Consider the following 25440-nt stretch of genomic DNA (forward strand, 5'->3'; position numbering starts at 1 on the left):
AAAACTCATGCAACATCTGACATCTTGGTTTAAGCGCATTGCTCCACCGACTGTTACCATCGGCGCTCTGCTAATCGTCTGGGAGGCGGTAGTTGACGCTGGGCATATTTCCGAACGTGTGCTCGCTGCCCCCAGCCAAATCGTCGTCTCGATTGTGAAAACGTGGCCTGACTTGTGGCAGGCGGCGGCGATCACCACATATGAGGCGGTTACCGGCTTCCTTATCGCCGTGGTGGCCGGCATTATCATCGGCATCGGCTTGTATCTTTCTAAGACGCTGCACCGCGCAATCTACCCACTGCTGGCCGCCGCGCAAACCATTCCACTGATTACCATTGCACCGCTATTTATGATTTGGTTCGGATTCGAGCCGCTGGGCAAAATCGTGATTGTTGCTGTTTTTGGCGTCTTTCCGGTAGCGGTGCAAACGTGCCGCGGATTGCTTGCCGTACCACAGTTCTATGAGGATGTAGCGCTCACCTGCGGTGCTACGCGCGCATGGGCATTGTGGCATGTCAAACTGTTCGTAGCTGGGCGTCAAATATTCGGCGGCATTCGTATTTCCGCAGCCTACGTGTTCGGCACCGCGGTTACTGCTGAATATCTCGGCGCGATGAACGGCTTGGGTATTTGGCTGCAGGCGGCGTTCAATTCGTTCCGTACACCGCTGATTTTCTCCGCGACGATTGTTGTTGTAGCGCTGACTGCGATACTGCTGGGATTGATTAGTCTCGCTGAACATCTGATTCTGGGGCGCGATGACACGATTGCGTTCAATGAAAGCGGCGAGTGACTGACGAGGACTAGCGGCGATACGGTAACGATGCGATGATAGCGGCGATGAGCATGATGGGCCGGTCTCAGCGAATAGTCAGACAATTCACACGGATTGCATGATCAGCGTGGAACAATAGGCGTTGATGCAGTCATCTCATGAAAAGGGGCAATGATGACCAATCCCAATCCGTTCTTACCCAATGGTGAAGGTACCGACGCCAACGCCAACAATCCAGCTTCTGCCGCTACGCCGCAATCGTACAATCCGTACGCGCAACCAAACGCTGAATCACAGTCAAGTCCAACTGCACAGTCGGGCCCGTACACTCCATACACGCCGTCCGGCGAAGCAGCACAACCGCAGTACGAGGCTCCGCAGTATGGTCAGCCACAATATGAACAACCGCAATATGGTCAGTCCCAGCCAACGTACGGGCAGCAGCCGTACAGTCAATCGCCGTATGAGCAGCCGTACAGCCAGCCATACGAGCATCCATATGAACAGCCAGCTCCCTATGCTGAGCAGCCGACGTACGCGCAGCCAACGCAGCCAGCACAGCCTGCACAGCCAGCTCCGTATACGGCACAATCCCCTTACACACAACCGGCAGCGCAACCATACACACAGTCAGCTGAGCAGCCTACCGCACAGCCTGAGCAACCGTATGCGCAACCAACCGCGCAGCCTGAGCAACCGTATGCGCAACCAACCGCACAGCCATATGCACAGCCTGAGCAGCCCGCGTATCAGTCCCCCTACACACAGCCCACGTACGGCACTGCATATGGCACGCCGTACACTTACGGCCCCGCTAACCCCGCGTACGAGCAGCCCGGCGCAAACGCGGCTCCTAACCCTTACTCGCAACCGTCGCAGTATGGCGCTCCCCTACCGCAAGGCGTACCGCCGTATGTGTACGCCCAGCAAACCATAGGCGTGCCACCACTGAATAAGCCGTGGTATGGCATCAACTTCCCGAACGCAGTGAAACGATTCTTCACCAAGTACGCAACATTTAAAGGGCGCGCTTCAAAAAGCGAGTTTTGGTGGGTCATTTTGTTTTTCATGATCGTCAATTGCGTAACAAGTACCGTGCTGGTTGCATCAAGCACGGCAGCGCTAGTGGTGCAGGCAATATGGCAGTTGGCCATTATTGTGCCATTTGCAGCGGTTACTGTCAGGCGTTTGCACGATACCAATAAGTCAGGCTGGTGGGCACTGCTGCCAGGTATTCCCTACGTGATCGTGGAAGTGTGGGGAACGATTTGGTCGTCTCGCGTACTGTCGCTCTTCAATGTGTTTATGCGCCACAGCATGTACCAGAGCAATTCGTCGTATTCCCCACAGGAATTCTCGGCAATGGCTCCAACATTGGCTGGCGTTATGGCATCCGCGGGTATTATCAGCCTGCTCTCATTGGTATATCTCATCTCCGGATTGGTACTGATGACCAGCAGCACCAATCCTGCCGGCGCACGCTTCGATGACGATGCCCCGTTGTTTGGCGCTGGCCAGCAGCCGCAACAACCGCAACAACCTTTGCAGCCACAGCAGCCATTCACTCCTGGCCAGCAACCGTTTGACCCAAGTCAGCAGTTTGGCTCTACAGCTCAACCTCAGGCTTAGACGGGTCATCCTTCACATGCGCAAACTTAGCGGCGAGCGCCTCCTTGTTGCGGCGCTCGTCCTCTTCCTTGGCGCGCTTCTTTGCTTCGTCTGGATCCCATAGCACATCCTCGCGGTGACGCTCCCATTCGGTAACTGCCACCGAAGCAAACAGCGTGCCAACGATTTCGCCGCGCGCACTATCGCCAGAAGCCGCCGCAAGAGATTGCGTTAACGCCTGCACTTGCTCCGCGCTGAAGCACAACCGCGGAATCGACAGTCGCTCGCACAGTTCATTGGCGTACAGTATGACTGGCAGCGCGCGCACTGCCCATTGCGACGAGTTCGCTTCCACCAATTCCAACAGTTCAGCAGTCGCCACAATAACAATGGCAAGTCGCTGAGCTACCGCCTCAATATCCGCGCTTGAAGCAATCGGCCCGTGCGCATCGTGATCGGTGTGAATCATGGTTTCAATGCGCGCGATCGCCTCCGCTACCGCATTCACCGTCTCGCTATCCCAACCGGGGTGCAGCAAGCCAGCGCCGCCCATAATGAGATTTGTGTCGCCAGTATTCGAATAATCCGCCATCTCATCGCAGGCGTCGTTCGCGGCAAGCAGCATATCGACGATTTCTTGCGGGCGGCCAGGAATCTCATCCGCACCCTCATACACAAATTCAGCGTCGGGCACGGTCACGTCTTCGCCGGTGGCAATGCGCGCAACCATGCGCGTCATGCGCACTTGCAGGTTTTCACCATACTTGGTGTCATTATCCATCTGCTTGGCATCAGTCAACGGCCACAAGCTGATCAGCGCCGCGCCGGCAGATGCCGCTTTGCGTACTTCAGGCGTCATTGATACGCGTGCGATTTCGGTCGCTTCCATGTGAAAGGTCATATCGCTCCTTTGCCGCGCACCCGCAGGCGCGCTTGTACAGCGGCCGTTGGGTGGTGCCGCTCTCACGTCATCGTTCGCCGAAATCACTCAACGGTGCGGTAGAGCTCGCCTGCGTGCACTGCATACACTGCGCGCACTCGCGGTGCGGGCCAACCGCCGCGTATATCCCGGCTTCTTCCAGTATTGTACGGCCGGCTTTATTCAACATCGGCTGCCGGATCGGCATATGTGATGGTTATCACGTTGCCGGTTTCGCTGTCGTATGTAATCGACGTGACGGATGCGAGCGCGGTTTTGCGCAGGAACATCCAGTGTTCTGCGTGACCGGTTTCCAGCAGGTGCCGGTAGCTCCAGATTGGCGACTCATGGCTGACGACGATGATCTGCTGGCCGGTGTACTGCTTGATTTTTTCGTTGGCGAATGCGCCCACGCGCTGCGCGATATGTTGATACGACTCACCCCAGCTGGGCTTCCACAAGTTGGTGACAAGCTTCCAGTTGCCGTTGCGCCACAGCGCGCCTTCACCGTGGCCGATGCGCAAGCCGCGGAATTCGTTGCCAGCTTCGATCACGCGCTCATCAGTGATGAGTTCGAGCGGTGCTTCACCGCGGTTTTCGCGCACGTTGTTCAACGCGTCAAGAATCGCGCCAGCGGTTTCGCGCGTGCGATCCAGCGGAGACGAATACACGGCGGCGACTGTGTTCATTGCGGGATTGCCGGCAATATAAGCGGCAGTAGCCTGCGCCATGCGGCGACCGCGATCGGACAGGTGAAAATCAGGCAGGCGCTCATACAGCAGGTGATCAGGGTTGTACACCTTGCCATGGCGGACGAAGTGGATCGTAGTTTGCGGCATTCAATGAGTCCTTCCGCCGCGTTTCGGCGGCAACGTGAACGATATGAAAAAATCAGCTCCGCACTATTCTAATCTGCCGCGTGTCGCCTCATCCCTACCGATAGAGTTGCCGTGACGCAAAAGTGGGAACCAACGCGGACGCACCACCCTTTGCGCGACCAACAGGACAGCACATCAATACGATGAGGGCTTCACTGGCAACGCCACGCCAGCGAGGGACATCCAATCGGGAGCGGAAAGGAGCAGGTGTCGTCATGTCCACTACCGTATCGACCGCGATCAAGGAAGTCGGTCACAAACTCTTCGGCGGGTATGCGGAACTGCTCCGCATACCCCACACCGCGCGTTTCGCTATCGGCTCTGTGATCGCTTGCATGCCGTTCCCGATGGTCGGCATGACGATCACGATCTCCGTACAGCACTATTACGGTAACTATTCGCTCGCCGGCATACTTACCGCCATTCAGGCGATCGCACTGGCGGTTGCCTCCCCTGTACTCGGCAAGCTGGTTGACAAATTCGGCCAGCGTCAGGTGTCGATTCCGACGATCATCGTGTGGATGATTGCCTCGATCGCGCTGGTTACGTCGATTACTAACCGCGCGCCCGAATGGGTGTTGTATTGCATTACGCCGTTTATGGCGGCGATTCCGCCGTGGGGTGCGATGAGCCGTGCCCGCTGGACGACGCTGCTCAAGGGTGACCGTGAGCGCACCGATCGCGCGCTGAGCCTGTCGGGCGTATTCGACGAGTGCATGTGGGTGATTGGCAACCCGCTTGCCTCTACGTTGGCCGTGATTTCTGGCTTGCTGGCGTTCTCGTTCACTGGCGTGTGCGTGGTGGTTGGCGCGTTGATGTTCCTCACCGAACTGACGACCGAGCCGAAGTCGCAGACCGTGCTGGCTCGCGAGGCTGGTATGACGCGTAAGCAGTATCGCGAGCGTGAGGCGGCTCGTGCGAAGGCGTTGCAGGTTGAGGCTGCGGCCGAGTCTGCGCGCGCGAAGGCACTGGCTGAAGGTCTGTCGGAGGAGCAGGCGCGTGCGGCTGCGGATAAGGCTGCGGCGGATGCGATGGCCGGGCGTAAGGAGTCGATTTGGGGGCCAGGTTTGATCGCCGTGTGCGTAACCTGGTTCTCGCTGGGCGCATTCCAGGCGGCGGCGAGTATTTCGATTATCGCGTTCGCCACTGAGGCGAATGCTAAGCAGTACACCGGTTTTGTGTTCGCATGCTTCTCGATTAGTTCGCTGATTGGTGCACTGTTTTATGGCGCGAAATCGTGGACTGTTCCGCTGTGGAAGCGCTTCTACTTCTGCCTTGCGGTGGTGAATATCGGCATTGGTACGTTCATGTTCGCTAAGCACCTGTGGGTGATTATGATCATCTACCTGCTGATCGGCGTATGCCAGGCTCCGACGTGGATCAATGGCAATCAGCTGATGCTGCACTTGGTGCCGCCGTCGCGCTTCACTGAAGGCGTAGCGTGGATGGGCGCGATGAACTCGATCGGCTCTTCCGCTGGCTCTGCGATTACCGGCCAGTTTATTGACCGTATGGGCTCGCACGGCGGTTTCATGGTGGTCACGACGCTGGCGCTGAGCTCACTGGTGATCGCGTTCATCGGTTTCAAGCAGATCAAATCCAGCACGGAGACCCCGACGCTGACCACTGTGCACGTGTGAGACACGTGGCGACCGTCGGTTTCTTACGCCAGCCTATGGTTTTCGTATGACGAGTCCTTTAACCCAGAATTTGGAATCGGAGGGCTCGCCATATGAAACGCGCGTGCCACGTATTGGGCTTTTTGCCGTTTTTGGCGATTGGTGGCACACCGCATCATGGTCGTCCAACGTCGCAAATATCAGAAACGTTGGAATCAAGCCATTTTGCAAAAAGCACATCAAACACTTTCGTCTGATTGCGTGCCACCAATCGCGTAAAACGGCAAAAACAGCGTTACGTGGCACACTTTCGCCGCATTCCGCGTTGTCCCCCCGTGCACGACTAACAGAGGCGCATAAAAGCCTGAAGTCCCCTAACCATCCTCACACCAAAGTCGACGAGTCGAATCCAGAATCCGGCACGAAATCGTCGGTCTCAACATATAGATAAAAAAGTGCACCTCTATGCGCGAGTACTGGAGCCACGCACGACGAAATCGTAGCCAGCAACCTCACGCCGTGGTTCTCCATCGTAGATGCCGTCGATACGATCAAGCAGCAAGCGGATTGCCTTGTCCACCAGATCCTTCATGTCAATACGAACGGTAGAAATAGACGGCACTGTGTATTCGCCCAATGAGATGCCATCGAAACCAGTGATGAGCACATCATCAGGCACACGAATACCGCGATCAGCAAAACCGCGAATCAAGCCAAATGCCAGCGAATCCGACGCGCAGAACAGGCCATCAAACGGCATGCCGACGTCGGCAAGCTGATGTGCAATCTCACGTCCGGGTTCGACCAGCCAATCACAGGCCAGACACTGTCGTTCGGTGAGCCCCATGCCGTTCTCAGCCAGCGCCTCGCGCACACCCTCAAAACGCTCTTTACTCGTACCGACCTGCACCCCGATCGCGGTAGGGCTCACATATCCGATGCCCACAGCCGCGACTGATCTACATCCCTGTTCGATGAGATGCCGCGTGGCGATACGGGCGCCTTCGCGGTTGGGGGTCATCACCGTATCGAGCACAGGTTCAGGAGTGCAATCATCAAGCAGCACCGTGGGGCGGTTCATACTCAGACGTTTGATCTCGTTCGCGTCGATACCTGTGGCATTGAGGATAACACCATCGCAGATCTGGTTCGAGATGCCGTCGACTGCCTCCTTGACATTGCCGGCATCTAGGCCGGTTTGCAACACCAGCGCTTGATATCCTTCACGATTGATCGCCGGCACAGCGGTAGCCGCAAGCTTGGAGTAGTAATACGGGATATCGAGTTCGTGCACCACTACTTCGATGATCTTTGTCTTGCCGTATCGCAGGCTGCGCGCGGACATGTTCGTCGTATACCCAAGCGCCTTTGCGGCTTTCATGACCTTTTTCATCGTCGCCGGAGACACATATTGCCCTCCACGCAACGCATATGACACCGTGGCGGGAGACACACCCGCCTTCTTTGCGACGTCTTTGAGCGTCACCGCCATCTTTGCACCTGCCTTCATGCCACGCGGCAGCATTGCACCCGCGTTTCTTCGTTCACCTTAGTGCAACCACTGCACCACGGCCGACACGTATCGACATCTCATAGACGGCGATACACTGCCCTCGACCGTTATCATATCGTTATGATATCATAACGATATGAATAGCATAGAAGCTATATAAAACATGCGTTCACACGAGACTGAAAGGACAGATCGTGAGTGATATGACACCCATCGTCAACCCGATTCTGCGCGGATTCCATCCCGATCCTTCATGGATGTGGCACGACGGACGAGCATGGCTTGTAACCTCGTCATTCGGACTCGTTCCAGGACTGCCGATCCACACCTCCACCGATTTGGCGCATTGGCAACGCGAAGGCGCAGCCATCGATGAAGAGATGGCCAAAAAACTATTCCTCGCCTACATCGACTCCGACGATCATGGCGTCTTTGCACCAAGCATCCGCATGATCGGCGACGCAATGGTCATCGTCAGTACGGTGGTCCGCGTGAACGAGCAGCGTGCACTCGAGAACGGGGCCGACCCCGCGCAAATCGAGGCCATGCACAACGCGAATGGCAACTTTGCACTTGTCTCACACGACCACGGGCACAGCTGGGAAGGCCCCCATTGGATTAACGGAGCCCGAGGCAACGACCCAGACGTCTTCATCGACACCGACGGCACCTCGTGGTGGGTCTGCAGTCATCAATCCGACAATCCGCAATGGCGCTTCCAATCGGACATCGTCATACGAAGGCTAAATCTTGACACTTGGTCGCTCGAAGGTCCTGAACATGTGCTGTGGCATGGAGCATTAGAGGGGGCGACATGGGCCGAGTCACCGCATATTCTGCGCCATGATGGGCAGTATTATCTGCTCGCCGCCGAAGCTGGCACCGAACGTCATCACGCGCAAACAGTGGCACGGTCGCGCGAGCTGATAGCTATGTACGAGGGCAATCCACGCAATCCAATACTGACGCATCGGCATCTTGGAGAGCGGTTCCCCGTACAGAATGTCGGCCACTGCGATCTACTGCAGGACAATGACGGACGCTGGTGGGGAGTCTGTCTCGGCTCACGCATCGTAGACGGCTACAGCTTCATGGGTCGCGAGCCGATGGTGTTCCCCGTGACCTGGGAGCATGATTGGCCCGTATTCGCGCCAGGAAGCGGACTCGTGCCGCACGTCGTGAACACGGACGACGGCGGTTATTCGCCAGTCTCGACAGGCACAAGCGAAACGACCGTGACGGATACGCCCACAGAATCATGGCATACAACGACCGTCAGCGACGATAATATCATCCAGTTACCTTGGCAGCATGGCTGGCAATGGGCCAAGGTCGACACCGTCGACTTCTCGGTGATCCTCAACCCCGTTGCAGCCAACGAGGCGCGCATTCAGCAGGATCGTAACCGATACGCCGCACTCGTCGCCGACTGCGAACGCGGCATCATCCAGGCCATCATCCACGACGCCAAAAACGCCGATGAACTGATATATGAGGGAACGCTCGACGCCAACACTGACTATGTCATTCGCCTTAACGGCACCACCATAGAATTCCGCAAGGAAAGCCACAACTCGGCATACAAACAGGCAAGCGCAACCGATATGCCGAACACAACAATGGCCGATCTCCCGGCAGCGTTGACCATCCGGAGAGGATCGCAACAGTCCTTCAACATCACAGCCGGAGGTTGGCCCGTGCTTCACGCCAACAGCAAAGCCCCGACCGGCAGCGAGCTATTCGCCACGCATGACGCGACATTCCTCAGCACGGAATCAGCCGGCGGCTACGTTGGATGCCTGGCCGGCATTCGCTGAAAGCAGCCAGCGGTAAGCCAGCGGTAAGCACAGCAATGAAAGGCGACGACCATGTAGGCCGTCGCCTTTTGTTATGTCTGCTCAATTTGTCGCGAACATATGCGCAACCGTATGCTGTATTTTTCCGCCGCACTCCGCGCCCGCGCAGCTGCACTCAGCCCGCACGCAATCAAGTACATCGGACACAAATGCAAAACAGGGTGAATGAGCGTAATCTCATTCACCCCGTCATTATTCAGAACGATCGCCGCGGACATGCACGGACCGAAATCTTAGTTCATTCGCGATAATCAACGCTTTCGGCGCCGCTCCCAGCATCGGGAATCTCCAAAACGGTGAATGACCACCCCGGGCACACGATATGACGAGCGTCAACCGTATCGCAGCTCTGCCGCACGGGCCGGCATGGCGCAGTCTTACCACCAACCCCCGCAGACGGATCTCCGGATAGCACCGTACAGGTGACATCTCGCAACAGCACACCAGCACTTTCCAATACGGCAGAGCAATCCACGTCGACCGGATCCGCGAGCGCATTCACCATTCGAATCACCGTAAGACCGCGCGTATCGTCATGAGCGACACCAACAACACGACGAGTCTCTGTATCCGATTCGACGGCGACCGATTCCGCTCCACCATCAACAGATACGCCAACGGTTCTGCCGCCACGATCGACCCGTATCACGATAGTGATCTCCTGCCCTGGCGTCATCGAAACATCGCACAACGTCGGCTCAGCATAGCTGGTGTCGTATCCATCACGCGTCATTAGTATTTCATAGCGCAAACGAGACGCAGAGACGTTGAATACGACTTCATTATGATCATGCCCACCGCGGTCGCCGCTAACACCTGAGCCAGTCAGACCAACATCCTCGATATCACCGAAGCCGATACGGAACGAGGCAGGCAACTGTTCGATTCTTGTACGTAGCCGAATCACATACGATTCGGCACTCCAATTCAATCCGCAATCCAACCACTCCCCATGCCCTAGGCATCGAACGTCACGGCCCACATAGACCGTGTCGTCGGCGGTTTCGACGCGAATGTCACCAAACCATTGACCCTTCTGTCCTTCGCACTGCAGTCGAGATCGGAGCGGCAATTCGCGACGGTACGTCACGTCGCCGACTGCCGACACCGGCAGAACCCGATTCGCCGCACTGCGCGAAAACATCCATTGCACCCAATAATTGCAGGTATCGTATACGCGGTCGTTGTCGAAGTAGATCAGGTTCGGATTCCAACTGGCGTGTCCATTGCGGCACAGCAGCGGCGCATATGACGCCATGGCGACCACATCGCCGTTGCGTTCCATCGACGTCATCAGCGCGGCCTCGCTCAACGCATTGAGCATGGCCGATCCCCATGATTCATACTCGCCCAGATACACTTTCGGCCCAGAACGCGGCAACCTATCATACTGGTCGAGATGCCGGAACCACCAGGCAGGCGACTGATAGGAATGCTCGTCGACAAGTGGCAGACGCAACCGACGAGCCAGCGCCCAACCATCCTCGTAATCCTGACCGAACAATGCAGGGCCAACGGTGCCAACGATCCGAATGTTCGGATATTGGCGGCGAACCGCATCATATATGCGCGTGAATCGGTCCACGAATACGTCGTCGATGCGATCCTCATTCCCAATACCGATCATCTCCAAGCCAAATGGCTCCGGATGGCCCAAATCAGCACGCAGCGATCCCCACCGGGTACCGACGTCGCCGTTGCAGAATTCAATGAGATCAAGCACATCCTGCACATATTCACCCATCTGGGAGCATGGAATGGCCGTCGCTCCGGAATCGGAATTCTGACAGCATACGCCGGCGGCCACAACCGGCAATGGCTTGGCACCGATCGCCTCGCACAGGCACAGGTATTCGAAGTACCCCAAACGGAACGACTGGTGATAGCCCCAACAGTTGAACTGCTGCCGTCGATGCTCAACCGGCCCAATAGTGTGCTTCCAGTGATACATGTTCGATAGTCCGTAACCGTGTGCAATGCAACCACCGGGGAATCGCATAAACCGCGGGTGCAGTTCAGCGAGCGCTTCTATGATGTCGGCACGCAGATGCCGCAGCAGTTCGTTGCCATGCCACGGGGCATCGGGTTCCAGCGAGACGAAGTCAATCTCCACCGTCCCCTCGTCGAGGAATTCCAGTTCAAGTCGCCCGGCCATTGCATCACATTTCGGGTGCAGCACGACGCGCTCCTGACGCCAACGCGGCTGATCAGCATCACCGCAGCCAATCAGAGTATCCAATGTCAGCATCTCGCATGCGAGCGCACTGCCGTCATCGTCCAGTAACGATACGCGGATGTGCATCGGTTTGTGCACCGTTTCTATGTCATCGCAGCCGCTGCCACCGTTTGCGCTACTGCTATTTCCGCGCGGCCACACCCACAGCGAACAGCGGTAGTCTACTCCCGCGCGGATGCGCATGCCGTCGAACCCCTCGTTGACTAGCGCGATCGGGGCCCTATTCACCTCGACGACCGCGTGAACAGGATTCTCGTCGGCGAGCGCGTCCCGGTCGGATAGGCAGAAAGCACCCGCCGAAGATTCGGGAACGACCTTGTGCCATGCGGTGAAGCCGTTCCAATGCTCACTATCCGCGCGAGTGAACGTAAACGAGCCGTTGCGCACCATTTCGGCAGCAAGACCCCCATCGGCCGAGTAGTTGATGTCTTCAAAGAACACACCCCACATATCCTCGCTGATGGCACGCCAGCTGCTTGAAGACTGTATCGTTACTCGATCCATGAATGGCATTCCTTTCGTGAAATACGGCGCCGAAGTGCATAACATGCACACGCTGTCAGCACCGCCGACTCCAACGGCGTGCGCAGCGCCGATGCGCACGCCGCCAGCGCACGACTACATCTTGACGCCACCGGCAGCAAGACCGGCCTTCCACTACTTCTGCGTTGCTAGGAAGATTAGGATCAGCGGAATAATCGAGACGAACGCACCCGTGATGGTCAACGTGCCAAGCGCCGCAACAGAACTGGACTGGTTGCGCCAGTCGACCAGACCGACCGTCACCGGATACAGGTTCGGATCGTCGAGCACCATCAGCGGCATCATGTAGGAGTTCCAGCTTTGCATGAACGCGAAGAGGAACACCGTGGCTAGGCCAGTCATCATCATCGGCATTGAAATACGGAAGAACGTGCGGAACTCCCCTGCGCCGTCGATGCGCGCCGCCTCGATAATCTCCTTGGGAACCGAGGATTGCGCGGTGATGTAGCACAGCATCACGCCGAACGGATAAACAAACGACGGTAGCAGCACACCCGCCATCGTATTACCCAATCCGAGCTGAATAAGTAGCAGGTAGACCGGTTGCGCGATCACCGTGGCGGGAATCAGTAGACTCGCCATCAGCGCGCCCATGATGATCTTCTTGCCGCGGAACTCGTAGACGTACAACGCATAGCCGCACATCGCAGATACCAGTGCAGTGATCACGGAGCCGAATCCGGAGTAGATCACCGAGTTAAGGATCCACCGCGCGAAGATACCTCCACGATAGGTGAACAGGTTGCGGATATTCTCCCACAAACGGAAGTGTGCGAATTCAAACCCACCGGTTGTATACAGCTCACCAGCGTTTTTAGTGGCCGCGACGAACAGCCACAGCGCGGGAACCACGAAGTAGAAGAACGCGACGATGAACACCACCCACACGAGAATGCGAGACCAAAGTGACACCTTGATCGCCATGCCATGCTTCACCTGGGCTGAGCGGCGCAAACCGGTTTTCCGCCGGAGCACGCCTGCGCCGGTTTCCTTGGTGACGCGCATGGCCTTCAAGTCACGCGGTTGCGTTTGCGATACCGCAGCACTCATGAGCGTGCCTCCTTCTTTGCGGCAGCCTGCTGGATCGCGGACACGATCAGCGAAAGCACCAGCGTGATCAATGCAGTGATAACAGCCATGGCTGCACCAAGGTTCTGATTGTTCTGTTGCGAAGTGACGTTGACGACGGCCATCGCAGGCGTGTACTTTGCAGTGACGTTGCCGGTGATGCTTTGCAACACGCTCGGCTCATTGAACAACTGAATCGTGCCGATGATGGAAAACAGCACTGTCAGCATCAGCGACGGCATAACCATCGGGATCTTGATAGACCATGCGATGCGGAATTCGCCGGCGCCGTCGATGCGCGCCGCCTCGTAGATATCTTGCGGAATGGATTGCAGGCCAGCAAAGATGATGACCATGTTCACACCCACCCAACACCATGTGGTGACGTTGCCGACCGACCACAGCACGGTTTGCGGGGACAAGAAGCTTACCGTCACACCGATGGACTTCAGCCCTTTGACGATCGGGCTGACGCCGGGCTGGTACAGAAAGCCCCACATAATCGCAGCCACAACTACGGGCACCGAATAAGGCAGGAAGACGATGATCTGCGCCGTCTTCTTGAATTTCACCAGCGTCGAATCGATGAGCAGCGCGAAGACCAGCGATAGACCGATCATGATCGGCACCTGAATGACACCGAACATCAAAACGCGCAGGAAGCTCGTCATGAACTCGTGATCATGGAATGCGGTCAGATAATTGGAAATCCCAGCGAACAACGTCTGCCGGCCACCAGTGAATCCCAATCCGGAACGCTTCACCGTAAAGAAGCTCTGGTATATGGCCACGACCATCGGCGCGAGCATGAACACAACGAACAGCAGCACGAACGGTGCGACGAACAGATAGGGAGCTGGGGTGCTCCGGTAGCGTGGCTTGCGCTCCGGAGCGCCTTGTATCGGCTTCGCGGTGTTGAAGGACTTTACGGAACTCACGGAGCCTGAAGGACTCTCAGGGTTCGCCAATCGGGTTGTGGCGGTCATTCGACTTCCAATCCCTTGGACTTGATGGCCTTCTTCAGAATCGCAGCATCATTGTCGAGCGCCTGCGCGAAGGTCTGCTCGCCATTGGAGACCTTGGTCAGCTCATCACGCATCGACGTGGACGCCGTGGCGAGTTCGGGGCCCATCTTGCCTTTGGAGATCACGTTCTTCGCGGCCGCAATGTACACATCATTGACCTTCTGGCCGCCGAAGTAGTCGGAGGCCTGATTCAGCTCGTCAAGATCATAGCCAGCTTTGGCCGCTGGGAACAGGCCGCCTTCGGAAATCAGGATCTTCAGCGATTCGGGATCGCTGTTGAGCCAGGTGATGAACTTTGCAGCTTCAGCTGGGTGCTTGCACAGCGTGGTGACCGCATCCACAGAACCACCGGTGTTCGCGTACGGGCCATCGCCGGAGTCGGACGGTGTGGGAGCGACCGCCCACTTACCGGACAGATCAGGCGCATTCTCTTGCAACAACACCGGGAACCACGAGGCGCGGATAATCGTGGCGATCTTGCCCGCGTTCACATCGGACCAGTACTCAGGCGTCCACATCTGCTCAGTCTTGAGCAAACCACCATCGAACAGCTCCTGCCAGCGCTCGGCTACCTTGGCAGTAGTCTTCTTGTCGTTGATGGTCACCTTCCATTTCTCACCATCACTGTCCAGATAGGAACCACCGGCCTGGTAGATGTCCTGCACAAACATCTCCTCCTCATTCGGGGAGAACTGCGCGATGTACACGTCCGGATTGGCTTCGTGGAGCTTCTTCGCCGCAGCAACGTATTCATCCCACGTCTTCGGTACCTCGATGCCATACTGTTCGAACAGATCCTTGCGGTACATCATGGCCACTGGTCCGGAATCCTGCGGCACTGCGTACTGATTGCCGCCATACGTCACCACGTTCCATGCCGAGTCGATGAAGTCGGACTTTGTATCCTTGACGTACTGGCTGATGTCCTGCACTTGCTGGTCGATGACGAGGTTAGGGAATTTGTACTGATCCATCTGAATGATGTCCGGTGCGGAACCGGCATCGATCTGAGTGCCGAAGTTGAGCTGGGCGTCTGAGGCGACGCGGGTGAACTTAACCTGGATGTTCGGGTTTTTCTGGTTCCATAGATCCACAGCCTTTTCAATATTTGGCACCCAGCCACTGAACGTGAGCTCAACCTTGCCGCCGGAGTCGGACGTTGAAGACCCTCCTGTACTGGAGCCGGTGCCACAGGCCGATGTCATGACCAGTGCAGCAACCACTCCTGACGCAGCGAGAACACGGGTAATGCGATGTGCAGCGAACCTCATGACAATATCCTTTCCTACCGCGGTTTTAGGAACATCTTCATTCCCGAAACCGAAAGTCTTTCTTGGTTCCAACGAATTCATAACGTTATGAATTCGTATCGTTATGATATTAACCTCATCGAGGATTAATTGTCAAATCATAAGGAAGCTTCGCACGTCGAACGACCAAGATCGCAAGCACCAGGCAGCTTCTTATCGCCAAGCCCCCATGATCCTAAATTTGGAATCGGAGGGCTCGCTATACGAAACGCGTGTGCCACGTATTGGGCTTTTTGCTGTTTTTGGCGATTGGTGGCACACCGCATCATGGTCGTCCAGCGTCGCAAATATCAGAAACGTTGAAATCAAGCCATTTCTCCGAAGGCACATCGAGCCTCATCGTCTGATTGTGTGCCACCAATCGCGCAAAACGGCAAAAACAGCGTTACGTGGCACACTTCCCAGTACATCACCTCAACGCAGAAGTAGGTCAACAGTTATTTCACGAATACTTCAGCGATACAAGGCCCACTTCATTCGTCCCGCATCATTGCGGCACATGCAACCTATTACACAACCAATATGGTGAAGCCGACGATTCTGAACCCAGAATCGTCGGCTTCACCATACAAAAGCAAGAAACTGCAGCTCGCTTACTTCGGCCAGCCCTTAGGAGTGTGCGCGAGGGACCACAGGCCGAGGCGGTGCGAGAAGCTACGCTCCCACTTAGCCTCCAGCTGTTCGGGGGTCAGGCGATTTTCTGCCGACTTGAGGCGATTCATCGCATTCGTATGCGTATCATCAAGCAGCCATTTACGGATCACGAAGTTCCACACCATCACCACAGCGGTAGCAAACAGCTTGCCGATGTTCGTCCACAGAATGTACTGCGCGTGCATCGAATACATGGAATCGTGCGGCATCCACGAGGTACTGATCCACACGATCACCTCGTTCATCACCCAGCCGATCAGCGACGACACGAAGAAGATCGCAATCTCCATCCAACGAGCCATGTCCGGACGGTGCTTGAACACGAACTTCATGCTCGCCAAGTAGTTAAAAATCAGCGATACAAAGAATGAGATAGACGTGGCGAGCACGTTGTGCATGTGGAACATCAGCAGGATGTTCATCAGTCCATAGTCGATGATGAAGGCGATGACACCGACGATGCCGAATTTCATAAGCTGCGCGATCAGTTTTTTCACAGTGGGTATTCAACACTACCAGCCCGACCAAGTGGCGGTTTTCCACCGCATTCGACCGCAATCTTCGCAATTGGCGAGCTGTGAGCGTGCACGATAACTACACTTAACTGGTGGGCGATTATTGAATATCACACGATAATCGCAGGTTTATTGGCATAAAGGAGAAATCATGCCCGTTATCCACACTCATGTTTCTGTTAAGACCACGCCCGAACAGCGCGAAGCGCTCAAGGCCGCGTATGGCAAGGCGATCACCGCGGTTCCCGGAAAGTCTGAAGGCTGGCTGATGTGCCCGTTTGAAGACAATATGCCGATTTACTTCGCTGGTTCTGACGACCAGCCGGCTGCCTACGTTGAAGTGAACGTATTCGGCCGCTCTGTGCCCGGTTCTGCTTGGGAGAAGTTGACCAAGGCGATTATGACCGCGCTCAACAGCGAGCTCGGCATTCCAGAAGACCGCACGTACATTCGCTACACAGCTACGACGGATTGGGGCTGGAATGGTGGCAACTTCTAGTTGCCACCCTGAGCCGTGAAGCGGGAAGTCCAGTGGACTTCCCGCTTCACGGCTCAGCCCCTCAGCTGAGGGGGCCAAGGCTCCGCACCCTCGTGAGGACGCCGCTATCTGAATCAAATCAGACGATCTTCGGCATCGGGGTGGTGAGTGACGTCGTCAGGTTCACGTGCACGAGGCCAGCGCCGGCGTGCACTTCAACCTTCTTCAAAGTCACCGTGCGCTCACCCTCCGGAGCACGATCATTATCAGTCATCGTCGCCGGAGACTTAACCGCCACGAGCGCGAGATCAGCCAGCGACATGCCCGCAGATTCGCACAGTGCCACGGCAGCGTCACGGGAAGCAACGAAGCCATCCTTGAGCAGCACGCGGTCGGCCGGCACACCATACGCGTGCTCAGCAACCCACTTCACGTTCTCGATCACGGACATACCCTTGTGGCTGTGCGGGCGAGCCGGCATCGAACCGTTGGTCAGCACGTCCACGAACGCATCCAGCTGCGAGGCCAAGCCTTCGCCGCCATCGCGGTACAGGTTGCCAATAATCGGATCGCGGAACTCCAGCTTCGCAGCAGTTTCGCGCAGTGCCGGAATCTGATCATCCTCGCCTTCCCACAGGTTCACCAGCGGGAACGTTGGAATATCAAGCTTTTCGAGACGCTCCACGTGGAACGGGTAACGCCATGCCAGCTCCGGGTCATCACGCCACGTCGAAGCACGAGTCACCACCACGGCGGCAGACGGCCACTGTGCACCGAACTCACGGCACGCAATGTCGAGCCACTTCTGTGCGCCAGCATCGGTACCATAGCCAGCTTCAACAATCACCACATCATGCAGTGCGCACGCCATTTCCACGGAAATCAGCGTCGGAATACCGATCGACACGTTGGCGAACGGGCCACCGTGCACATACACTGGCGAACCGTTCACGGTCTCAGTGAGCGCCGGCTTGACCGCGTCGGCCAGCATGTTGGTGATGCGCCACAGGTCAATGAACTCGCCGAAAGTGACGGCCTTGCCGTCCTTCGTACCGGCGATCATCTTCGAGACGCGCTCGCCAATCTCGTCCATCGAGCGGGACAGCACGACGATCTGCATCAGCTCAGAGGTCGGGGTAAGCACAACCTTCTCAGCTACGTTGTTCTTACCGGCGTCCACGGTGATGGAGCGCAGGGAGCGCGACGGCACTTCAGAGACGCGCGGCACGAGCACGGTATCGAGCTTGCCTTCGTCGATAGCCTTCTCCGCGAAGGAAACGAGCAGGTTCTGCGCGGCTGCGATTGCCGCCATTTCGCCGCACAGACCCCAGTCGATGAGCTCCGGGTGGGTCAGCGAAGCCTTGCCGCCGCCGGAGGCACCGCCCTTAGAGCCAGCTGCGGTGATACCCATGCTCGGCTGGCGCAGCACAGCGGTTGCGTCAATACCGCGAGCGCGCAGTGCGTCGATCAGCGCGATAGTCGTGGTGGTCTTACCTTCGCCACGGGATGCTTTCAGCGGGGTATCAGCGGTAACGAGCACGACCTTGCCGTGCTTGCGCGGCGCATCCGGGTTGGACTTGAGATAGTCCATGTAGCCGTACGCGTCGATCTTCTTAACCAAACCGTACTGGCTGGTGAAATCCTCGATGGTGGTCATATGGGCCCTTTCTTCTTTTTAGATCCGCGATTCTGCGCCTGCTATCTAGCGCGAATTATGTGCGAATACAAACTTACAAAAGCCAGGCGCCGGCATCAGTTGTAGCTGATGCCGGCGCCCAGATACCGTCAGTGATCAGAACGGTCGAAGCCATTCTTCATTTTCATGCTGACCGTGTACAGCACCGTGTCGAGCAGCTTGTCGGTTTCTTCCTTGAGCTGATCGGCCATAGTCTGGTTGGCGGCGGTGAGAATCTCACGCACTTCAGCGTTGCGCACTGCGTCAACGATGTCATCCGGTTCCATCGGATCGACATCGCCTTGTGCGTTGTCGGCTTCCAGCTCAGCGTCTGCCAGTGCGGCTTCAGCTTCTTCTTCACCGCCCAGGCGAGCGACCTGCTCGTCGGTGGCGATGATCAGACGCTGACCCATTGCGCCGGTTGCCAGCTGGTAGCGCTCGATAGCGTTGGAGGTCTCGCCGAATGCGGAGTCGCACAGGGCGGCGATAACGCGATTCTCCCAGTAGAAGTTCTCGGTGGTGACGCGCGTGGTGGTGTCTTCGAGGTACTTCGGCGTTTCGTTCACGTTCGGGAAGAACGGTACGAGCGTGTTGAATGGGTTGGAACCGTATGCGATCCACTGGATTGCGCGGTTGGCTTGCGCGCGGTACGGGCGGATCTGCATGACGGCCAGCTGGCTTTGACGGTTGATGCCGATCGGACGGTACATGCGGCGCGTGTGCTCATCGCCCAGGTGACCGTACGGGTCGTATGGGGTGCCCTGGAAGTGGGAGCTGAGCACGTACTTGATGTCTTCGATCGTGATCTTGCGCTCAGGCTGGCGCGCCCACGGAATGTCGTTGGATTCCGGCTTGTGGTCGGCGTCTGGACCGTCCCACACTTCGTCATAAGGGTTGAGGAAGCGCTGCATAATCCAAGCACGAGGCGTGTTGTACACGTGGTCGGCGTCGGAGTGGGAGCCGAACGCGTCGCGCGGGTTGAATGGCGTGGTGGATTCGACCGACAGGTCGAGATGATTGCGTTCGATGAATTCGAGCAGATCTTCGGAGCACATGTGGTTTTCCTGCTCGCCGAACGCATCATCGAGATCGAATTCGTCAATGCCAAGCTGGTTCGGCATGGTCACGTATGCTTCGTCCGGCACGCGCTTAGCGATCCAGTGGTGACCACCAACGGTTTCCATCCACCAAATCTCATTCGAGTCGGAGAACGCGGTACCGTTCATCTCATAGGTGCCGTACTCTTCGAGCAGAGCGCCGAGGCGCAGCACACCTTCGCGCGCGGTCTTGATGTATGGCAGGACGAGCGTGACAAAGTCTTCCTCGCCGATACCACCAGGCACTGCTGGCTCATAGTCAGCGTCGCCTTCCTTGCCACGAGCCGGCTTGTACTCCACCATCGGGTCGGCGCCAAGCACGCGCTCGTTTGTCGTCAGCGTTTCGGTAGCGCTCATAGCCACGTTGGCCTCGTTAACGCCTGCTTCGCCCCAAATACCATTCTTGAGGTCTGCGTTCGGCACTGCCGAATACTGCAGTGGATTATCAGGCAGTTCGATGGTCAGGTGGGAGATTACCGACGTGTACGTGCGCGGCTGCTCTTCGGGCTTGACAACAATAAAGCGCTTGGGAGTGAATTCACCGTTGCCGGAATCCTCGTTACGCGCGATGATGGTCGATCCGTCATAGCTGGCATCTTTGCCGACCAGAATTGTGGTGCATGCCATATGTGTGTTGCTTCCTTTCTGTGTAATAACACCGTGTAATAACGCCGTGTTTTCGATCACGCTTTGCCGGTTACGAAGATACCACCCTGGTCGGGAGTCTCCCCGCAATTGCGTAGCGCGCGCAAGAGTTCGTTGAGCCAGAATCCTTGGTTAAGGCCGGGCAGCGGCTTTGCGGTACCCCATACGTGCAAGTAGTATTCGTGATCTTTGTCCGGCGGCTGCGGGCCGTTATAGCGCATGATGACCGCTGGATCGTTTTCGCGACCGACGAACTTGCTCGCCGAAGAGTTACGACCCTGTACCGCTTCGGGGATCATCGCCGGCAGTTGGCGGGAGAAGTCTGGTGGGATGGCGAGCGCGTGAGAGTCGTTGAAGTCGTACATCAGCGCGTCCACGGGCAGGTTGGCAACGGACCAGTGGATCCATTCGAATCCGCATACGGGAATGGAATCGGGATCGACGAGCTCCCAGTGCAGATAGCGCACTTCGGGGTTGAGCTCATCGATATAGAAGGGGAAGGAGACGACGGGCACGCCGCCGTTACGATATTCCGGCGCGGCGGCTTTCGCGAAGTCGTCGGGCACGATGGTGAAATCGGCGGAAATTTTCATGTGCCCAAGTGTATCCGTCTTGCGTTACTGACTGAACCGAATGTACAACATACGGTAATTCACGAATCGGTGTCATACGGCATAAACGCAAAAACGCCATGTTCGCGGGGCTTCAGCAATGCGAAGTAGCGCAAACATGGCGTTTTGTTTAGGCAGTGGAAGTCAACAAGGTGATCGTATAGGCGGGAACTCCTTGGAACAATGCGGCCGATCGCGGAATATGCCGCGACCGGCCGCTCTAGTACATCAGCTCAGCGAACTCACTTAGCCGGCTTGTAGAAGTCGCCGTTGAGAGCCTTAGCGGCCTTCTCCTGCGCTTCTTCGAAGGTGACACTGGCGAGCTCAGCACGCACGTCGTCGAGAGCCACCGGGGTCATGGACAGCGAGTTGACACCGAGGCCAACGAGCACGACAGCCAGATCCGGATCAGCTGCAGCCTCGCCGCACACGCCCACCGGCATGCCGTACTTGTTGCCGGCGTCGGCGATGAGCTTGATCATGCGCAGCACTGCCGGGTGCCATGCGGTCTGGTAGTTGGCGACGGAGCCGAGCGTACGATCGGCGGCCATCGTGTACTGAGTCAAATCGTTGGTACCAATGGAAACGAAGTCAGCAACCTGCGCGACCTTGTCGGCCATCAGAGCAATGGACGGCACCTCGGCCATCACGCCGACCTTCTTGAGGCCGAAGCTCTTGCCGAGCTTGACGAAGTAGTCAGCCTCGTACTCGTCGGCGACCATCGGGGCCATAACCCACAGGTCAGCGTCAGTCTGAGCGTCGGCGGCGGCGAGAGCCTTGAGCTGGCCTTCGAGCACGTTCATGTGCTCGCGCAGGGTGCGCAGACCACGCAGACCGAGGGCCGGGTTCGGCTCATCTTCCGGGGTCAGGAACGGCAGCGGCTTGTCAGCGCCGGCGTCGAGCATACGAATGACGACCTTCTTGCCCGGGAAGCGGGAGAGCAGCTCGGCATACGCCTTGGTCTGGTCCTCAACGCTCGGCGGCTCGGAGTTGCCGATGAACAGGAACTCGGAGCGGAACAGGCCCACGCCTTCAGCGCCGTACTCGAGCGCCGGATCGGCGTCCTTCGGCTTGCCGACGTTGGCCAGCAGCGGCACGTGGTGGCCGTCCTTGGTAGCGCCCGGCTTGCCACGCAGTTCCTTGGCAGCAGCGGCCTTAGCCTTGGCGTGCTCAGCCTCTTCGATCTGAGCGTCGGTCGGATCGGTAGTGATGGTGCCTTCAGCAGCGTTGACGATTACCTGCTCGCCGTTCTTGAGATCCTCAGCTTCAGCAGCGGAAACCACGGCGACGATGCCACGAGCGCGAGCCAGAATAGCGGTGTGAGAGGTCGGGCCACCCTGCGAGGTGACAATAGCCAGAGTCTTCTCCATGTCAAGAGCAGCAGTGTCCGCAGGAGACAGATCCTCAGCGACGAGCACGAACGGCGTCTCAGAGACCGGCACACCCGGAGCCGGCAGGCCCATCAGGTCGGCGATCACGCGCTGGCCAACATCGTGCAGATCGGCTGCACGCTCAGCCTGGTAGCCACCAATAGCTTTGAACATGGCTTCAACTGCACCGAAGCCTTCGAGCACAGCGCGCTCAGCGGTCTTGCCCTGCTCAATGAACGTGTTGATGCCCTGAGCCAGCGACGGGTCAGAAGCGAACATAGCGATAGCCTGCAGAATCGGAGCGGCCTGCTTGGCACCCTCATCACCGTTGGCAGCTTCTTCAGCACGACGGTTCAGATCAGCGTTGATACGTGCCAGAGACTGGGAAACGCGCTCGATCTCGGATTCGGCAGATACACCTTCCGGACGCGGAGAGTCTGAAGGCTCCGGAAGCGGAGCGGCCATACGAATAACCGGACCGACCGCGACACCACGACCGATGCCAACACCCTTGATAACCATATGTTCTCCTTTAACATTCCGACCGCTCAGCGAATGGTCCATACTGCCCACCCGCGGACGTCCGTTCGGGCGATCTACCAACTTCATCGCCGGTAAATCTTTTTCCATCGTCGTCAGTATACACCCGTAAAGCCGCGACACGGCGACAGTAAACGTTTTCACAAAATGGTAAATAATGGTATACTCTCATCCAGCAGCCACACCTGGCCGCACATGTCAATCGACGCAAAGGAGTGTCCCATGGTTACCCGCACCACCGTCATCAACGATCCCGTCGGCATTCACGCTCGTCCGGCCGCACAGTTTGCTGCAGCTGTCACCGCATCCGGCTGCACTGTCACCATCGCTAAGGAAGGCGGCAACCCTGTTCCTGCCGGCTCCATCCTGTCCATCATGGGCCTGGGCATCAAGCAGGGCGACTCCGTCGTGATCGACGTTGAGGGTGCTGACGCCGACGCCGTGGCCGACAAGCTGGTCGCAACCCTGCTCGCCGCAGAGTAAGACGCGCAGCGTCTTCACGACGCTTGATTGTGTACCGGCCGCCCGCATACGCACGGGCGGCCGATTTGTTACCAGCGTTCTCTTCCTTAGCAATGGGGCTTTCATGACGACTACTCATCCTTCACCGTCAGCTTCGCAGGCGGCAACCACAGCGCCAATGCAGGCGCCTGCAGGTACTAGTTCTATTACGAATGTCGCCGCTAAAGCTAACGTTTCCATTGCTACCGTGTCGCGCGTGCTCTCAGGCAAGCGCACCAAAGATGACGATATTGCTCGCCGCGTGCGCGCTGCTGCCGAAGAACTGAATTATTCAGTCAATTACGCGGCAAGTTCACTGCGTAGCGACACGTCAAACACCATTGGCCTGATCATTCCTTCTGCGACTGATCCGCTGAGCGCGCATCTTCTTGACGAGCTCGAGCCAACCATTGATGTTGATTCGCAGCAACTGCTGCTCGGTATCGGCCAAACGCAGGAAATCCAAGAAGAACGCATTGAATCACTAGCAGCCCGCAACGTAGACGGGCTCATTATTGTCGCCGCGTCTGGCGTGGATCTTGCAGCCACGCTCGAACGTTACGCGCAACATATGCCCATTGTGCAGGTGGGCGGCCGGCAGCGCTCATTCCGCACGTCCATGGTGAGTATTGACGATAACGCGGCAATGGAAATGAGCATCCGACATCTTGCGTCCTGTGGCGCGCGTTCTGTAGCGTATCTTGCTGGCAACAATGTGTCGTTCGAATCGGCAGAACTGTTTGCCATGTTCCATACGCAAGTGCGCTCGTATGCCCTGTTTACCAGTAGTGAATGGAACAAGTTTGGCGAGGCAAGCGTGCAACGTGGGTTTCATTGCACCATGAACCTATTCGGTAATGCTGATGCGCTTGACCGCTCTGACCCGGCGACGGCGTTCCTTCGCCGCCCTGAAGCGCTCGTGTGCTGCGATGACACGGTGGCGTTTGGCGCGATGGTGGCGCTTGACGCGATGGGATTGAGCGTGCCGGATGATGTGCGCATTATCGGCAGCGGCGATTCACCGTTAGCGATGACCACCATGCCGCAATTGACTTCGATTCGACCGCCAGTTGAGCAGATTGTCGCCGAATCACTGCGATTGATCGCGGCTGGCTCTCACTCCCCCGCGCATATCACACTGCCTCCGCAGCTTGTTGTGCGCGGCTCTACGCAGGTGTAGGCGCAGGTGTAGGCGCGGCCGATCATCAACGCATCGAAGCAACAGAATAAAACTGCGCATTGTTGTAGTGATACAGGCTGTGCGACGCATTAAACAGTCTGCCATTCGCCAAGAACGCATCGTCTTCGATACAGATCGCCGGATCCCCTTCATGAAGATGCAGCAGACGCGCGCTGAGACTATCGAGCCAACCCATACGAATCACTCTGTCAGTAAATCCAAAGCTCAATCCCAAATCATCGCGCAGATACGCATACAGTGAGCCTTTCGCAATACTTTCATTGAGCATTGGCACAAATTCTTTGAGATACCACGCGGTCTCAAAGCTGATAGGCAGATCGTCAACAGTACGCAAACGCACTACGCGCCACACTTGCGCGTCTTCGTCACATTTCATACGCTTCGCTAACTGCGCATCGGCACGAACAAGAGCAAGCTCTTGTATTGTTGACGTGACTTTGTGCTTTGCAAAATCGAACGTGAAACCATTTGCCGCGCTCATCGGCATGTAGTTGCCGCTGCGACGCTCCCGGACGAATACGCCACTGCCACGTACCGGGAATACTTCGCCAGCCTCAGCAAGAATTGCCACCGCACCGCGCACACAGTAACGCGACACACCATACTGCTCAATCAGTTGATCCTCAGTGGGCAACCGATTCGTGTCTGAGAATTCTCCGTTCTCGATGCGCTGTCGGATCTGTACCGCCAGCTCATGCTGCTTCGTGGCCATAACACCCCTCCACTATCACAGTGCGTCGCCACGTGACGAGTCTTAGCAGCACCATGCTGAGACTCACGCGGCTTCAAAGAGTTCGAAAACT

20 protein-coding genes are annotated in these 25440 nt (G+C 57.1%); 7 read left to right on the top strand and 13 right to left on the bottom strand.

The features are described from left to right. The first annotated feature begins 7 nt into the window (after positions 1-7). Entirely contained in the window at positions 8-793 is a 786-nt protein-coding gene (locus D2E25_RS04665) for an ABC transporter permease (protein ID WP_125980273.1), read from the top strand. A gap of 153 nt (positions 794-946) precedes the next feature. Next, the gene (locus D2E25_RS04670) at positions 947-2404 is read left to right on the top strand and encodes a DUF805 domain-containing protein (protein ID WP_125980276.1); all 1458 of its coding nucleotides are present in this window, start codon (positions 947-949) and stop codon (positions 2402-2404) included. On the opposite strand, the gene D2E25_RS04675 is transcribed toward D2E25_RS04670, so the two are convergent. Continuing rightward, complete coding sequence (locus D2E25_RS04675; protein WP_125980278.1) at positions 2382-3284, bottom strand: hypothetical protein; 903 nt, start codon at positions 3282-3284, stop codon at positions 2382-2384. The genes D2E25_RS04670 and D2E25_RS04675 overlap by 23 nt on opposite strands. A 197-nt stretch (positions 3285-3481) precedes the next feature. Further along, entirely contained in the window at positions 3482-4141 is a 660-nt protein-coding gene (locus D2E25_RS04680) for a histidine phosphatase family protein (RefSeq protein ID WP_125980280.1), read from the bottom strand. A 254-nt stretch (positions 4142-4395) separates the two neighbouring features. Between D2E25_RS04680 and D2E25_RS04685 the strand changes: the two genes are divergently transcribed. Continuing rightward, on the top strand, positions 4396-5820 hold the full coding sequence (locus D2E25_RS04685; RefSeq protein ID WP_125980282.1) for an MFS transporter: 1425 nt from the start codon (positions 4396-4398) through the stop codon (positions 5818-5820). A 442-nt stretch (positions 5821-6262) separates the two neighbouring features. Here D2E25_RS04685 and D2E25_RS04690 read toward each other — a convergent pair whose 3' ends face one another. After that, positions 6263-7309, bottom strand: a complete 1047-nt coding sequence (locus D2E25_RS04690) for a LacI family DNA-binding transcriptional regulator (protein WP_164514716.1) — start codon at positions 7307-7309, stop codon at positions 6263-6265. 206 nt (positions 7310-7515) lie between these two features. Here D2E25_RS04690 and D2E25_RS04695 point away from each other — a divergent pair, with 206 nt between their 5' ends. Beyond that, positions 7516-9129, top strand: coding sequence for a glycoside hydrolase family 43 protein (locus tag D2E25_RS04695; RefSeq protein ID WP_241217033.1), 1614 nt, complete (start codon positions 7516-7518; stop codon positions 9127-9129). 277 nt (positions 9130-9406) lie between these two features. On the opposite strand, the gene D2E25_RS04700 is transcribed toward D2E25_RS04695, so the two are convergent. The 5 genes from D2E25_RS04700 to D2E25_RS04720 form a co-directional block, all read right to left on the bottom strand. Next, positions 9407-11908 (bottom strand): alpha-L-arabinofuranosidase C-terminal domain-containing protein, encoded by a 2502-nt coding sequence (locus tag D2E25_RS04700; RefSeq protein ID WP_164514717.1) that lies wholly within the window; start codon positions 11906-11908, stop codon positions 9407-9409. A gap of 153 nt (positions 11909-12061) precedes the next feature. Next, positions 12062-12997: a carbohydrate ABC transporter permease gene (locus D2E25_RS04705; protein WP_125980290.1), complete on the bottom strand. Its 936-nt coding sequence runs from the start codon at positions 12995-12997 to the stop codon at positions 12062-12064. Further along, complete coding sequence (locus tag D2E25_RS04710; RefSeq protein WP_125980293.1) at positions 12994-14001, bottom strand: carbohydrate ABC transporter permease; 1008 nt, start codon at positions 13999-14001, stop codon at positions 12994-12996. The genes D2E25_RS04705 and D2E25_RS04710 overlap by 4 nt, the downstream gene beginning before the upstream one ends. Continuing rightward, on the bottom strand, positions 13998-15311 hold the full coding sequence (locus D2E25_RS04715) for an ABC transporter substrate-binding protein (protein WP_164514718.1): 1314 nt from the start codon (positions 15309-15311) through the stop codon (positions 13998-14000). The genes D2E25_RS04710 and D2E25_RS04715 overlap by 4 nt, the downstream gene beginning before the upstream one ends. Before the next feature lie 632 nt (positions 15312-15943). Then, positions 15944-16477, bottom strand: coding sequence for a GtrA family protein (locus D2E25_RS04720; protein WP_125980516.1), 534 nt, complete (start codon positions 16475-16477; stop codon positions 15944-15946). 193 nt (positions 16478-16670) lie between these two features. On the opposite strand from D2E25_RS04720, the gene D2E25_RS04725 reads away from it, so the two are divergent. Next, entirely contained in the window at positions 16671-17018 is a 348-nt protein-coding gene (locus tag D2E25_RS04725) for a phenylpyruvate tautomerase MIF-related protein (protein ID WP_125980297.1), read from the top strand. 118 nt (positions 17019-17136) lie between these two features. Here D2E25_RS04725 and D2E25_RS04730 read toward each other — a convergent pair whose 3' ends face one another. From D2E25_RS04730 to ptsP, 4 genes are all read right to left on the bottom strand, one after another. Then, a complete protein-coding gene (locus D2E25_RS04730; RefSeq protein ID WP_125980300.1) occupies positions 17137-18654 on the bottom strand; it encodes a formate--tetrahydrofolate ligase in 1518 nt (505 codons plus the stop codon). Positions 18655-18782: 128 nt separating this feature from the next. Further along, positions 18783-20396, bottom strand: coding sequence for a C69 family dipeptidase (locus tag D2E25_RS04735; protein ID WP_125980303.1), 1614 nt, complete (start codon positions 20394-20396; stop codon positions 18783-18785). Between the two features lie 56 nt (positions 20397-20452). Beyond that, positions 20453-21007: a YbhB/YbcL family Raf kinase inhibitor-like protein gene (locus D2E25_RS04740; RefSeq protein WP_125980305.1), complete on the bottom strand. Its 555-nt coding sequence runs from the start codon at positions 21005-21007 to the stop codon at positions 20453-20455. A 260-nt stretch (positions 21008-21267) separates the two neighbouring features. Next, positions 21268-22917 (bottom strand): phosphoenolpyruvate--protein phosphotransferase, encoded by a 1650-nt coding sequence (gene ptsP / locus D2E25_RS04745; RefSeq protein ID WP_125980307.1) that lies wholly within the window; start codon positions 22915-22917, stop codon positions 21268-21270. A 240-nt stretch (positions 22918-23157) separates the two neighbouring features. On the opposite strand from ptsP, the gene D2E25_RS04750 reads away from it, so the two are divergent. Then, entirely contained in the window at positions 23158-23418 is a 261-nt protein-coding gene (locus D2E25_RS04750) for an HPr family phosphocarrier protein (protein WP_125980309.1), read from the top strand. 157 nt (positions 23419-23575) lie between these two features. Continuing rightward, complete coding sequence (locus tag D2E25_RS04755) at positions 23576-24616, top strand: LacI family DNA-binding transcriptional regulator (protein ID WP_125980519.1); 1041 nt, start codon at positions 23576-23578, stop codon at positions 24614-24616. Positions 24617-24641: 25 nt separating this feature from the next. On the opposite strand, the gene D2E25_RS04760 is transcribed toward D2E25_RS04755, so the two are convergent. Continuing rightward, positions 24642-25349, bottom strand: a complete 708-nt coding sequence (locus D2E25_RS04760) for a GntR family transcriptional regulator (RefSeq protein ID WP_125980311.1) — start codon at positions 25347-25349, stop codon at positions 24642-24644. Positions 25350-25440 lie beyond the last annotated feature (91 nt).

The sequence above is a fragment of the Bifidobacterium goeldii genome (assembly GCF_003951095.1).
Taxonomy (GTDB): domain Bacteria; phylum Actinomycetota; class Actinomycetes; order Actinomycetales; family Bifidobacteriaceae; genus Bifidobacterium; species Bifidobacterium goeldii.